We start from the raw sequence: 13,825 nt of genomic DNA on the forward strand, positions 1-13,825 counted from the left end.
CTTTCCGGTAGTCACTGCGAAATTCCGCTGCCGCTTCCCGCAACTGCTTCTGGGCGATTTCCGGGTCAAAATCCGGCACACCGGGTACTAACACCGGCGGTTCCTTACCGCCGCTAATAATGTATTCCAGTCGCTGGGCTTTCCGTTTCTTTGACACAGCATCCTGCCTGTCTTTCCTCGCCTGTTCACTCTGCGCATAATGCGCCTTATCCGCGTCACGGTTAGGGGCGGCAAGAAAAAACGGTGTACTGAGTAGCCTCCCATTGGCGTAGCGTTCGATACGCCAGGCGGTCAGCCAGTCCATCTGGTTTTTCATGGCCTGCTCCAGCGCCACAGCTGACCGTACCGGTTCAAAGCGGGCAGCCTCTTCGGCAGACAGCGGTTGTTCCGGCATATCAAGTCCCAAAGTGACTTTGCGCCAGGCGTTGAAGCGCTCAGATAATGTTGCTGAAACAAAAAATTCGGAGCCAAGGTCAAGCGGCATTGAACGCCAAATATCTTGGGACAATTCTCGTGGCAGAGCATTTTTGGGGACTTTCAGCGGAGCACCAATTTCAAACGCCGCTGCATACATCTCATGCAAAGCAATCTGGGATAAAAGGAGACCATCGTTTTCCCCCCTCGCCTTACCCTGGTCTCCCGGTGGATACCCGCCCCCCAAATCAGAATGCACCCCGGGATAAATCACCTCCGTGCTGCTAGTCGGGTAGGTCCCGTCGGAACGGCGAATCGAATCCATCGGGAAACTCAGCCGCTGTTCATGGGTCGAAACCAGATGCACACAGCGTTTCACCAACCCGCCGTAAATCTCCTCCGATGGCAGCTCCTGCGTGCCGTCTGCCCAGGCCATATGACCTTCAACAACAGGAACCATATGGCTCACTCCAACCGACGCCACCGTGTCAAACAGCCCGAGAAACTCCACACTGATGGGCAGGTTACAATCCGGGTCGGTTTCGTTTTTCGCTTGCAGACACTGTGATGGCTTCAGGTCATCCCCTTTCGGAGGCGGCAACAATTCAGCCAGCCAGTTGACAAAGGCCCGGGCCTCTGCTGCCCCACGGGAAAAACCATACACATACAACTTCATCCCCAGCAATTTGGACTTGCCCCGACCGGGCTGGCTGCGGGCTACTTTTAGCTCACGTTTTAAACGGGCAAACTGCTTATAAAATTCGCTATAACGGTTATGCGCCCCTCCCAGGCCCAATGTGTGCCAGGTGGTGGACATCGACTCAAGGGATTTTTGACTTTCACTGTTGGTCATCTGTTTTTGTGTCAGGCTAAAACCGAGGACATCAATCAGCCGCAGTAGCGCCCAGTTGATCCGGTCCTCACCCCGGTCAGCAAAAGCCAGCCCCCATGTGCTGTAATCCAGATCATTAATTTCCGGGAAGGGGGTACCCACACCGGGAATATAATACTTGAAGTACTTTCCCCCGGTGCTTTCGACATCATCCAGCAACGGCTTACCTGCCGCCCCACCCGCATAACCGGCCCCAATCGTCGCCTGGAACAGCCGAACGATATTAGTCGGATGGTGAGGAACAGCCTGATAAAGGTCGTTATACAAATTATTACCAGTACCATCAAAAAACAGGCTGACATGCAACGTTTTACAGCAAGGCGGTATCACCCGGCGCTCTGCCGCCAGACACAATTCCTGATGGTAAGCCCTTTCATCACTGGTCTGACGGTGACAATTTTGCCCGACCAGATAGCTCTGAGTAGGCAACCGCCCCTTCGTGGGAAAGGGAGCGGGCAACCAGACCGCATCGTTATGATTTATTTCGGACATGCTTTCGGCTCCTTCATTTTCAACGGTTCTTTAATCGGGTAGTTTGGGCTACCGTAGGCGTCACAAGAGGTCGTGACTTTAATCTGATCACAGGGCAAGAAATGCACTGTAATCCCGCAGGTATCTCCCCCATTCTGATAATAAGGCACCGGCACTACCTGACTATGTTGGCGTTTATAAGTGTCCATTTTCTTTTGCCAAGCTAAATATTTCTCATCATCTCCAAAACCAGGAAAACCATCCATTTCCCCCACTCCAGTCTCCCAATCCACCCGGACCGTCATCCCCGGTTTCCATTTCGCTGGCACGCTATAACAGCAACCACCGCCACCGCCCTGATACGGCCCGATAATATCGATACCCGGCGTATCATCCACACTGAACCGGTTAATCGCCCACTTGGTATGGTTAATCGCGATAATCACGCCGGCCTGCGCCGGAAACTGGCTACACGCCGCCAGTAACAGGCATAAAACCGACCATTTAACTCGGTGTTTTTTCATCTTTCTCTCCTTTAATAAGGCATAATCTGGCTTTGAGATGCCTGTAAGCATTATAGAAATGCACCGTAATCCCGCAGGTATCTCCCCCATTCTGATGTTTCCCGATTTTTACTCTTTCGCCTTCGGCATCTGAGAAACCAGCGACAGATTGACGTCAAGCCCTTCGACCTGAAAGTGTGGCACCGCATACAGCCTGACCCGGAAGAATCCCGGGTTGTCGTCAATATCCTCAACGATCACTCGCGCTTCACGCAGTGGATGCGAGGCTTGCAGATCGTCAGACGGATCAGTCATCTCCGTCACCAGCGTGTTGATCCAGTTGTTCAGCTCAATTTCAAGTAGACGCCGATCCTTAGTGGTGCCGATGTTTTCCCGTTGGATCAATTTCAGGTAATGGGCAATGCGGGACAGCAGGAAGATATACGGCAGACGCGCATTGATGCGGCTGTTAGCTGTCGCTTCGCCGGTGTCATATACCGCTGGTTTCTGCGTCGAGTTAGCGGAGAAGAAGCAAGCGTAATCGCGGTTTTTGTAGTAAGAGAGCGGGATAAATCCCAAATTGGCAAATTCAAACTCGCGGGTTTCCGGGATCATGACTTCTGAGGGAATTTTTGCCTGATTACCCATTCCCAAATCGTAGAAATGGATCGGCAAATCAGTCACCGCCCCACCCGCTTGTGGCCCGCGGATCTGCACACACCAACCATTTTTCACAAAGCTTTTCACCATGTTGGCCGCAAACGCAAAAGCCGCATTAGTCCACAAGTATTTACTGTGATCCGGACCTTTAACCTGCTCAATATAATTAAACGTTCGCACCGGCACGGTATCCGGGCCATACGGCAAACGTCCTAACACCCTCGGCAATGTCAGGCCGATATAGCGGGCATCGTCGCTGTCACGGAAGGATTTCCACTTGATATATTCAGCGCGGTCAAAGTAGTTACCAATGTCTTTAATTGACGCGACTTCTTCCATGGTTTCCTTACCGAAAAAAGCCGGGCTAGCAGCAGCGATAAAGGGCATATGCGCCGCTGCCGCCACTTTAGCGATATTGCGCAACAGGGCAATATCCTGCGATCCGGCACCAAATTCATAGTTGGCAATCACCGATCCAATGGGTTCACCGCCCGGCGTATCATATTCCTGAATGTAGGTATGGCGATAAAAACCGCTTTGCACAATTTCTGGTGCATCGTCAAAATCCTGCTGCAAATCATCCTTCGACACATCCAGCACTTCAATTCTGACGTTCTGACGGAAATCCGTCCGGTCAACCAGAAATTCCAGGCTCCGCCAAACCGATTCCACCTGCTGGAATGCCGGGTGGTGCATGACCACATCCAGTTGGCGACTGATTTGGCGGTCCAGCTCACCGATATGATGATCCAGCAAAGCTTTATCCAGCCGCTTAACTGTTTGCGCCGATTCTTTCAGCAACGTAAGAAAAACACTAACCGCCGCCGTCACTCTCTCATCAACCGTCACATCAGCCAACGCATCGTTGTTCTGAAAAAGATCGAAATCATTCAACCGTTCGATCGGCTGTAAATTAATTTTCTTAAATAAAGATGGGTAGACGCCGCCTTCGCTGTAGGTCGTAGTTTCCGTAGCAGAAGCGGCTTGTTCTTGTGAAGTCATTAACATCTCCTGAATCAAATTTCATGAAAAGAAAATAGTGTGATAATCAATCTTCTTGCGCGGCCAGTGCAGCCAGTTCCACGCGCAGTTCATCACTCAGTTGGTCATCCCGGAGAATATGTTCCAGCTCGCGGCGAAACGTGACATTGTCAAGTAGGTTGGATTTCAGGTCGCGCAATAGATTGCGCATGGAAAGTAGCGCTCGTAGTTGCGGAATTTGCCGGGCGACTTGCTCAGGCTCAAAGTCTTTTATTTGCCGGAAAGTGAGATTAATATTCATTTCATTTCCGTCTTCAGCAAGGGTATTTTCAACTGTCAAATTAACGGCAGGGCTAAATTCAGTGAGTACACTGTCAAAATTATTTTTATTGATATTAACTTTTTCTCTTTCCAAGAGCGGTCGCTGTTCCTGTCCGTTGCTGTAATCGCCCATTACCAATAATTTCAGCGGCAGCTCAACTTTTTTCTGCGCCCCACCAGTATGTAGATCCAATTTAATATTAATACGCGCTTTAGGAACTTCATTTTGAAAACTCGCAGCCATTGATGGCTCCTCCATAAAAAGTAAATAAAGGGATAATTTTCATGTCATGACTAATTTCAGCAAGAGCTCGCTGAATCAAATATTTCCGAATAGGCAGTTAACAGACGCTGCAAATTAGAGGTGACGAATAATGACATCTTAATTAACGAATCCACTAAAAAAATCGACCAACATGAAATAACCATAGATCCACCGCCACCTTAAAGCAAAGCAGCAGTAGAAAACATCTGCCAAAGATTAAAATTTAGCTTACAGGAGATGATAAATGGACAAACTTCAACAAAAGACAAACAAAACACAATTAAATAAAAATAAATGAAAATAAAATACAGATAGTTTTTAATGACATTTTGCAACTAATTATAAAATATAAGTTTTCACCCTGTTTTGTAAAAATAAGTAAAAATAAACAATAGTACGTAATAAATATATGACAATCATCATTGTCATTCTGCCGTCTTATTTTATGACATGCTTTAAATGATATTGATTATTAATTACATTATTGTTTGCATATAAAAATCCACACCAACAAACATTACTGATACAAAAATCTGATTTTACCAATAAATAATTAAATATATACCCAATAGATTTCAATTTGCAGCACGGCGGCAAGAGAACACAGCCAACAAAGCAGCAACTTGAAAGATAACAGGTATATGCAATTAACGCGCAGAAACCAGACCGTATATATGGCACCCAAGGGATAATTCTTTCGGTCCAAACTAAAATTCGCTTAAAAGCTCCTTATTATAGGTAACTATAACTTAGTGAATAGATAATAAACCGGATAAATTATTTCTGCGCGTATCAGAATTTTAACAACTTAACCGTCCACTCAAATAAGAGCCTACCTGACCGTCAGTAATCTAAGCCATAAGCAAGGAAATTAAAATATTGAACAACACGCGGAGAAATATTTTCATCTCAGCAAATGTATCTAGTAGAAATATATTTAATACCTAATCATTTCATACTATATCATTTTCAGATCAATATTATTACCATTAAGTTCTAAAATCAGTGTCTTATTACCGCCCCCCCGATTATTACCAGGAATTTCTAATGCGTTGTCATAATTGAACTTTTTATTTATGGAATACTTAATCGCATTTACATTTGGTGGATTCCAATAATCCTGAAATATCCAAATGTCAATTTCTAATTCAGATTTTAATTCTCTTCCGGTGTAAATATGAATAGCTTTATTAAGTTCATATTTATCACTTATCCATGGGGCCCACAAATCGCCACTCCATTCAGACATCCTATCTACAGTAAATCGTTTTCTGGAAATATATCCATGCTCAATTATAGCCTTACAAGGTGTTTTATTATGAATGAATTTAATATTTGTCACCCCTGCGATAATATTAACAGCGGGTTTATTCTTAATGCTAATTAATTTTTCTGCCATCTTATCCACCCATATAATTTAATGAAACCAATAGTAATCATGATTAAACTTTATAATAATTTCATCCAGTAACATTATACTCTCAATAACATTTACCCTTTATTAATCACGTTTATTATGCTGTGTCAATGATTAGCCTTAATTTTAAATATAGCTCAAAATCTACATTTTACCATTAAGGCTAGATCACACATATATTAACTGTTGCCGTGAGAATTATTTATTAAATTCTTAGTATCTCGGTTTAACACCTGAGCTAATTTTCTTACATATACAGGCAATATTAGGGCGCTAACCATAGACAATATGAAAATAGGTTGTACGCTTTCAGCCGTAATCTCTTTACCGTTTAAAAAGATGGAAGAAAAGAAAAACACGACACCGGCACCTAAGTTGGATAATGCCATCTGAAGGGCGCCGAAACCTGCCCGGTTTTCAGGCGTTGAAGCATAAGAGGCAATCACATTTGCCGCCATAACCTGTACATAAGTAGCGAACATAAAAAGTGAGAAGAAAACATATCCATCTATTTTTCCCGTCAATCCCAGAAAAATATTAACAATAAATAAAGTCGCCGCTGCGAGGATAATTTTCTGAGGAGGATATCTATCGCAAAGTTTTCCTGTTAAATAAGTTCCAAACCATGACGCGATACCCCCGAAAAAGAATACTAGTGAAACATGTTTTTCCGGGATATAAAACACATTTGTTAATAACGGAGCAAGTATCGGAATAAGCATAAAGGGGCTAAAGTTACTAACACCACTTGCCATCCCAGCCAATGTTATTTTTTTGGTCAGCACTATTTTATTCTTATTATATTGTACTTTCTCTGCACCTGGGATTAAGAAGAGAATCAGAGGCAAACTCACTATGCATAAAATAACGATAAATAAAAAAGATACTTTCCAGTTAAAGCTCTCGGCCAAATATAAGCACAACGGTATACCTAAAATGCTAACAAATGAAAAAGATGAAAACGCAATTCCCAGCACTTTTCCCCGCATACTTTCCGGTGAATTATTAAGTAAGATCCCAATTCCTACCCCCAATGTCACTCCACCAAACAGACCCGCAATTGTACGTAGCAGAATAAGTTGATATGGCTCTGAAGAGAAAATCGTCAGGAATGTAATCAGGCCGAGAAACAGAGTATTTAAAATGAGTACCTTTCTTTTATTAAAGCGATCGATAAAAAAATAAGAGGCCAGACCAGAAAATACGGAGGAGAAAACATAAGTACCGGCAATAACCCCCGCCATAGTCACGGGCATGTGAAAATCACTAGACATATAAACAAAAAGCGGAGTTACCATCATGTATTCTAGTGCATTAATAAATTGTACTAATGCAATAACCATTGCAATAACAACTATCTGATTATTTCCAATTAACTTTGACATTATGAGTTCAAATTCCTGTTGGTATAAATTTCATTGATAAGATAAACCAATTTACATCACACACCAATTAAAAAAGCGCCATGTATCATCGTAGTGAGCGCCCGACATAACTAAACGACTGCGGTTGCCAAACCGAAATTAATTTCAGATACCTATTATTCATTGTTAGAAGCAATCTGGAGGTAATGGCAACAAGGAGTCAGCCTCGCTGAAAAACGAGATGAATAAGCAGTAAAAAAGCAGTGTGACGAGAACGATTTATCTGGAACTTTTGCATTGTCACGGTCACTTAATACGGTATATTTATCATAAAATAGACTACATGCTGAATAAATAATGCTCATTCTGAAAGCTTACAAATTCCGGCTGGAACCAACTGAACAGCAAGCGCAGCGTTTACGCCCGTGCTGTGGCTGGGCTTGCTTCATCTGGAATGTTAGGCTGGCAGAAACAAAGCGCCTGCTTGATTTAGGTCAAAAGTTGCCGTCAGCCTTCGAGTTAAACCGGAAGCTGATCCACGGGAAGAAAGCGCCTGAAACGGCCTTTTTGTCCAAAGCCTACACAAACAACCTTCAGCAAAAATTTAAAGATCTTCATGACGCATGGATGCGTTATTTTGATAAGACACTCTCCACCAGGGTCCCGGTATTTAAGAAGAAAAGTGATAACCGCAATTCAATCGGGTTCGTCAACTTTGAGAAATATTGCCAGCTTGAGCACCGTCACGTGAAAATCCCCGCCAGCCTTTCGTGGGTTAAATGCCCACAATCACAATCCATCGACGGGAAAATAAAAAACGCCATGCTCAGCCAGTCGTCCAGCCACGGGTTATATATCTTTTCAAGTTGAAATTAATATAGCCGCGCCAATTCACCCTTTAGCGTTAATAATGAGGTGGGATGTAGGTGTGGCAAAACTCGCTCTGAATAAACAAATAACATGACTTGATTTCATCAAAAAATGACCTTGCAGGAGAGATAACAATGAATAACCATTATGATGTTTTGATTATTGGCGCCGGTGTTGCCGGCATTGGTGTAGCATGTCATTTAACCAAGAAATGTCCTGATAAGCAGTTTATTATCCTAGAGCGTCGCCATACGATGGGCGGTACTTGGGACTTATTTCGCTATCCAGGCATTCGCTCAGATACAGATATGATGAGCTATGGCTATAAATTCCGTCCCTGGACAGATACCAGTGTTTTTGCCGATGGACCTTCAATTAAAAGTTATATCAATGCAACGGCAAAAGAATATGAAGTTGATAAGAAAATACAGTTTGGGCTAAAAATCACTCATACTGACTGGTCAAATGCGACTCGCCAGTGGACCATTATCGCGATTGACGAAATCAGTGGGGAAACCCGGCAATTTACCTGTCATTTTCTCGTCGCTGCAACAGGTTATTACAACTATGATGAACCTTATTTACCTAAATTTCCCGGCATCGAAGATTTTAAAGGCCCGGTAATTCATCCTCAACACTGGCCTGAAGGATTAAATTACAAAGGAAAGCGGGTTGTTGTGATTGGTAGCGGCGCAACAGCAGTGACTTTACTTCCTGCAATGGCAAATGAGACTGAACATATTACGATGTTACAACGCTCCCCTAGTTATTTTCTTTCAATACCTGGAAGGGATAAGATAGCAGAGTTCTGCAAAGGTATTATTCCGCAGCGCTGGATTTACACATTGAGTAGAAATCGCAATCTCTTTCTACAGCGCTTACTTTATAAGATGAGTCGATATTTCCCTAACTTATTAAAATCGTTTTTACTGGCATCCGCTCGTAAGCGTGTCGGCCCAAATTTTGACATGAAGCACCTTACTCCAAAGTACATGCCATGGGATGAACGGCTGTGTTTTATTCCCAGCAGTAACCTATTTAAAGTACTGAAAGAAGGTAAAGCGTCTATCGTTACTGACCATATTGAACGCCTAACTGAAAACGGTATCCAATTACAATCCGGCAAGGAATTACCCGCAGATATTATAGTTACAGCAACTGGACTGAAATTACATTTTATTGGTGGAATTGAACTCTCAATTGATGGGCAAAAACAGCAAGGTCATAGTCGAATGCTCTATAAGGGGACGTTGATACAAGATATCCCTAATTTTGCCTGTGTGTTTGGTTATATCAATAACGCCTGGACGTTGAAAGTTGATCTATCTGCGGAATACATCTGCCGTTTATTAAACGAGATGGACCGCCGCAGTGCTACGGTTGTGACACCCTATGCGCAACCGGGTGAAATGCTGGAGGACGAAAATATTTTTAGTGCCTTGCAATCTGGTTATGTAAAACGAGCAAAGGATGCTCTTCCTCGTCAAGGACGCAGTGCAACCTGGCAAGTTCCGCATGATTTCAATAAAGATAAACAGGTTTTGGGGCAGCCTGTCGATGATGCTGCGTTGAAATGGACATAACCACAAGAAATCAAAAAATCAGGGGTTATATCCCGTCATTATTGCCAGCCCGTTATTATAAACGGGCTGCTTTCACTTACCCCAGTCACATCGTTATTTATGCTCCTGAGGATGCGTTCTCTTGCCGCCGCGCTGCAACTTGAAATCTATTGGGTATAGCTCGTTATTGCCCATTTCTTTGACAACCAAGAAAAAATCAGCCCAGATATCACACCAAAGATATGCCCTTCCGTTGAAATATCTTCTTGCCACGGTAATAAGCCAAACACGATCCCACCGTAGTACACAAACACCAGAATCGCAAAGAAGAAATCTTTCGCTCTTCTCAGGAAAAAGGCATTAGCCAGCAGTAATCCCCATAGACCAAAAACCCAACCACTGGCACCAATATGAATAGCCGTGCGCCCAAATAACCAAACTAATGTTCCTTCCATAAAGATAATAAACAAACTGGCTAGCACATAATAACGAATGGAGTGCGCCATAAGTAAGGCACTCAATACTAATAATACGGGGAGATTGCTGAATAAGTGCCCCCAGTTACCATGCAGGAATGGAGAGAGTGGAATACCAATTAACCCTTGGGCGTATCGGGGAAGGATACCGAAATTACTTAGAGTGCCACCGGTTAAAGTATCAAACAATTGGATTATGATCAGTGTTGCTGCTAATCCTATTAGGATACGAAAGCGTTTTTTTAGCCCTGTTTTCACTGTGTTGTTGCCTTATCATTTATTGGAAATCAAAACGAATCCCAGTCTCAAAAAGGTATTATAATCAGAGTTGGCATTATCACCACCGTTTGTAATTTAACAATTTTGATATGAGAGCGAAACTTTATTTTAAAGCAATCAATTCAACTTAATAAATCAAGTAAATAAAGCGGAAATTAATCACTTTTTCACTCCACCCTAGGATTACAAAAAAGAGATATTATCCTTCATCAAAATAATAACAGAAAAAAACCACCAATCAAATATACTTTTAAATATCATTTAATTACCAATCAGAAAAATAAAAACATAAAATAACATTTTCAACCTTATTTAATTAATATACACTTCCACCTTACCATATATTAACTTACCCACAAAAAGATTACGTCATTAAATCCATCAAAGATTTACCAATATATAACGTTGATCCTGACCCACAAGTGGCATTAATTTAAATAATGAAAATCACCCTTTAGCATCAATTAGGCAAGCAATATGAAAGAATTAAAATAAAACATTCTTAATATCATACTTACCTTATTTTAGCTAAAACATAAAACTTGAATAATATATACCCAATGGATTTCAAGATGCATCAAGACGGCAAGGGAGCGAATCCCTAGGAGCATAGATAACTACTCTATGACTAGTCCAGCCAACAAAGAGGCAACTTGAAAGATAACGGGTATATTAAGACCTTATTAACATAAAGGATATGGCAATGAATACCAATACCTACTTATTTCTTAATTCAGAAAACATTAAATATCATGATCAATTGCATAAAGCACACACTGGCTACCCCCAACCTACCAGTAACGACTGGCCTAGCCTCCCTATCGAGTTTCAACGAAATATTGATGATGTGATTAATTTAAATGGTTATCTATATTTTTTTAAAGGCTCACAATATCTCAAATTCGATATAGCAAAAGCACAAGTGAGTGAAGGGCCAAAACACATTATAGAGGGATGGCCGGGATTAAAAGGCACTGAATTTGAAAATGGAATAGATGCCGCTACAGAATGGGTCGATACAACACAAGATATTGTTTGTTTCTTCAAAGGACGCGATTGTATCGATTACACTGTCAGTTCACACAAAATTAGTAAAAAAACTATCTCTGCCAGATGGGGAACTACCGGCAAGTACGCTGCATTCAATGCGCATTTGGATGCCGTGGTTTTATGGAGGAGTATTGCTGGCTTTATCTACCTTTTCAAAGACGGTCATTATATTCGATACAATACGAAATCGAATGTTATTGATAGTGGACCTACACTCACCAAATCCGGTTGGTCTGGAGTTATTTTTCCAAAAATTCAAGCTGCGGTATCGGTTGATGCCGATTTATTAGGTAGTAAACGTGGTAATAACAATAATAGTGGAGGCTGTGGCGGAACATGTGGAACCAATGACACCGGTAAACACTGTTTCCAATTACCTCAAAGTATTCGGTTTGGCCTAATAGCCTATAATAATACGAACATTCAGCAAACGGTAAAGGTATATATTGACAGCCTCCTAGTAGACACATTAACCGGTAAAGGAGAAAATAATCTGATGGCGACTAAAGCCTATACATCAGGTACAGGAAAAGTTTGCATTGAAATTGAAGGAAATGGCAAACCTAGCAAGCTGCGTTATTTCGATAACACCCTTGATGGAAAACCGGGAACAGCAATTATCGGGGCTGAAAATGGCACCAATAATAATTACAATAACTGCGTTGTGGTATTAAATTTTCCTCTGGCGTGAGTTAAAAACACCTTATTTATTTCACCATAAACGAAAATAAAAACCATCAATAAATTAAAGCGGTATTATGCCGATTTTTTACACGACAGCATCGTCAATTTAATATATTTCTAATATGTTATTATATAAACATCAAAAATACATTAAACAAAAATATAAAATCGTGTTTTCAATCTCATTTTCTTCATATAAATCTTATCACTTAGTATATATTTATATTTTTGCAAAAAAACAACACCATTAAATCAATAAACAACTTATCAATATATAACATTGCCACAATCTACTTTCTCCACTAAATTCCATTACGCAAATTTTTCTGTTTCGAAAAATAATATTCTTACCGTGCTTTATCTGTAATCAGCAATTTTAACAATTACGAAAAATCAGTAGTAAACTTAAAAACAATAAAGGATATATATTAATGAATTCGCAAGTCTATTTATTCCTTAATGCCGATAACACTAGATATAGTGAGATATTAAAAAAGCCAGACATAAACTATCCCCAGCCTATTAGTAACGATTGGCCTAATCTCCCTGTCGAGTTCCAAAGACATATTGACGATGTCATTAATTTAGAGGGTTATTTATATTTTTTTAAAGGCTCGAAATATCTTAAATTCGATATCGAAAAAGCCAAGGTGACGGATGGACCGAAATTTATTGCCGATGGATGGCCCGGATTGAAAGGTACCGAATTTGAAAATGGAATAGATGCGGCCACAGAATTGACTACCAATACCGTTTGTTTCTTTAAAGGCGGCGATTGTATCGATTATACTGTGAATTCACATACGATTAAGCAGCAATCTATCTCAACCCGATGGGGCACTACAGAGAAATACAAAGAATTTAGTGCAAATCTCGATGCTGTTGTATGGAGAATCAATTCTCGGATTGACTTCCTCAAAGGCAATAGTTACATCCGGTTTAATTTAGAATCGAACACTATTGATTATGGACCTGTACCCATAACTAATTATACCGGGGAAGCCTTCAACAAAATTCAAGCAGCAGTGTCAGTCGATACCGATTTATTAGGCAGTAAACCTGACAATAGCAATAATGGAAGCTGTGGCGGAACATGTGGCAATAGTGATACGGGTAAATATTGTCTCCAGTTACCTCCCAGTATTAGATTTAGCCTGACAGCCTATTCTAATACCGATATTCATCAGCAAACAATAAAAGTGTATATTGACGATCGTCTGGTAGATACATTAGCCAGCAAGGGAATAGATAATCTAATAGGAACTAAAATCTATAAGTCAGGTACAGGCAAAGTCTGTTTTGAAATTACAGGGAATCGCAAACCAAGCAAATTGCGTTATTTCGATAACACCCTTGATGGAAAACCAGGAACAGCGATTATTGGGGTTGAAAATGGCATCAATGATAATTACAACGACACCGTGTTAATGTTAAATTGGCCGTTAGTGAAGATTAAAGATTTCTGAGTAAATCCCGCTACCAACAGCGATAACACTTATCAATAAAAAAGCGGCATTATGCCGCTTTTTCTGTTTATTTTACGACAACTTTATCAGAAAAACGGTACCCCTTACTGATATGGCGCAAAATGACCAACAGAAAAGACACTATTTCAA

At 41.3% G+C, this 13,825-nt stretch carries 11 protein-coding genes; 4 read left to right on the plus strand and 7 right to left on the minus strand.

Annotation, left to right across the window (positions count from 1 at the left end; translation table 11 throughout):
* The 6 genes from AM629_RS11170 to AM629_RS11195 form a co-directional block, all read right to left on the minus strand.
* On the minus strand, positions 1 to 1,798 hold a 1,798-nt coding region (locus AM629_RS11170; RefSeq protein WP_054478948.1), incomplete at its 3' end, for a T6SS phospholipase effector Tle1-like catalytic domain-containing protein.
* Positions 1,786 to 2,301 (minus strand): Tli1a family immunity protein, encoded by a 516-nt coding sequence (locus AM629_RS11175; RefSeq protein ID WP_054478950.1) that lies wholly within the window; start codon positions 2,299 to 2,301, stop codon positions 1,786 to 1,788. The genes AM629_RS11175 and AM629_RS11170, both read right to left, overlap by 13 nt.
* A 108-nt stretch (positions 2,302 to 2,409) precedes the next feature.
* Entirely contained in the window at positions 2,410 to 3,948 is a 1,539-nt protein-coding gene (tssC, locus tag AM629_RS11180; protein WP_200905765.1) for a type VI secretion system contractile sheath large subunit, read from the minus strand.
* A gap of 40 nt (positions 3,949 to 3,988) precedes the next feature.
* Complete coding sequence (tssB, locus tag AM629_RS11185; protein ID WP_054478956.1) at positions 3,989 to 4,486, minus strand: type VI secretion system contractile sheath small subunit; 498 nt, start codon at positions 4,484 to 4,486, stop codon at positions 3,989 to 3,991.
* A gap of 979 nt (positions 4,487 to 5,465) precedes the next feature.
* Positions 5,466 to 5,906 (minus strand): hypothetical protein, encoded by a 441-nt coding sequence (locus AM629_RS11190; RefSeq protein WP_054478958.1) that lies wholly within the window; start codon positions 5,904 to 5,906, stop codon positions 5,466 to 5,468.
* 197 nt (positions 5,907 to 6,103) lie between these two features.
* Entirely contained in the window at positions 6,104 to 7,309 is a 1,206-nt protein-coding gene (locus tag AM629_RS11195; RefSeq protein WP_054478961.1) for an MFS transporter, read from the minus strand.
* Positions 7,310 to 7,645: 336 nt separating this feature from the next.
* Between AM629_RS11195 and AM629_RS11200 the strand changes: the two genes are divergently transcribed.
* Both AM629_RS11200 and AM629_RS11205 read left to right on the plus strand, forming a co-directional pair.
* Complete coding sequence (locus AM629_RS11200; protein ID WP_054478964.1) at positions 7,646 to 8,158, plus strand: helix-turn-helix domain-containing protein; 513 nt, start codon at positions 7,646 to 7,648, stop codon at positions 8,156 to 8,158.
* A gap of 134 nt (positions 8,159 to 8,292) precedes the next feature.
* Positions 8,293 to 9,741, plus strand: coding sequence for a flavin-containing monooxygenase (locus AM629_RS11205; protein ID WP_054478967.1), 1,449 nt, complete (start codon positions 8,293 to 8,295; stop codon positions 9,739 to 9,741).
* Between the two features lie 146 nt (positions 9,742 to 9,887).
* Here the strand turns inward: AM629_RS11205 and AM629_RS11210 are convergent, their stop codons facing one another.
* On the minus strand, positions 9,888 to 10,454 hold the full coding sequence (locus AM629_RS11210; RefSeq protein WP_054478970.1) for a rhomboid family intramembrane serine protease: 567 nt from the start codon (positions 10,452 to 10,454) through the stop codon (positions 9,888 to 9,890).
* A gap of 724 nt (positions 10,455 to 11,178) precedes the next feature.
* Here AM629_RS11210 and AM629_RS11215 point away from each other — a divergent pair.
* Both AM629_RS11215 and AM629_RS11220 read left to right on the plus strand, forming a co-directional pair.
* Positions 11,179 to 12,216 (plus strand): fucose-binding lectin II, encoded by a 1,038-nt coding sequence (locus AM629_RS11215; protein ID WP_054478973.1) that lies wholly within the window; start codon positions 11,179 to 11,181, stop codon positions 12,214 to 12,216.
* A gap of 424 nt (positions 12,217 to 12,640) precedes the next feature.
* On the plus strand, positions 12,641 to 13,675 hold the full coding sequence (locus AM629_RS11220; protein ID WP_054478976.1) for a fucose-binding lectin II: 1,035 nt from the start codon (positions 12,641 to 12,643) through the stop codon (positions 13,673 to 13,675).
* The last annotated feature ends 150 nt before the right edge of the window (positions 13,676 to 13,825 follow it).

It is taken from the genome of Photorhabdus heterorhabditis, from assembly GCF_001280945.1.
Taxonomy (GTDB): Bacteria; Pseudomonadota; Gammaproteobacteria; order Enterobacterales; family Enterobacteriaceae; genus Photorhabdus; species Photorhabdus heterorhabditis.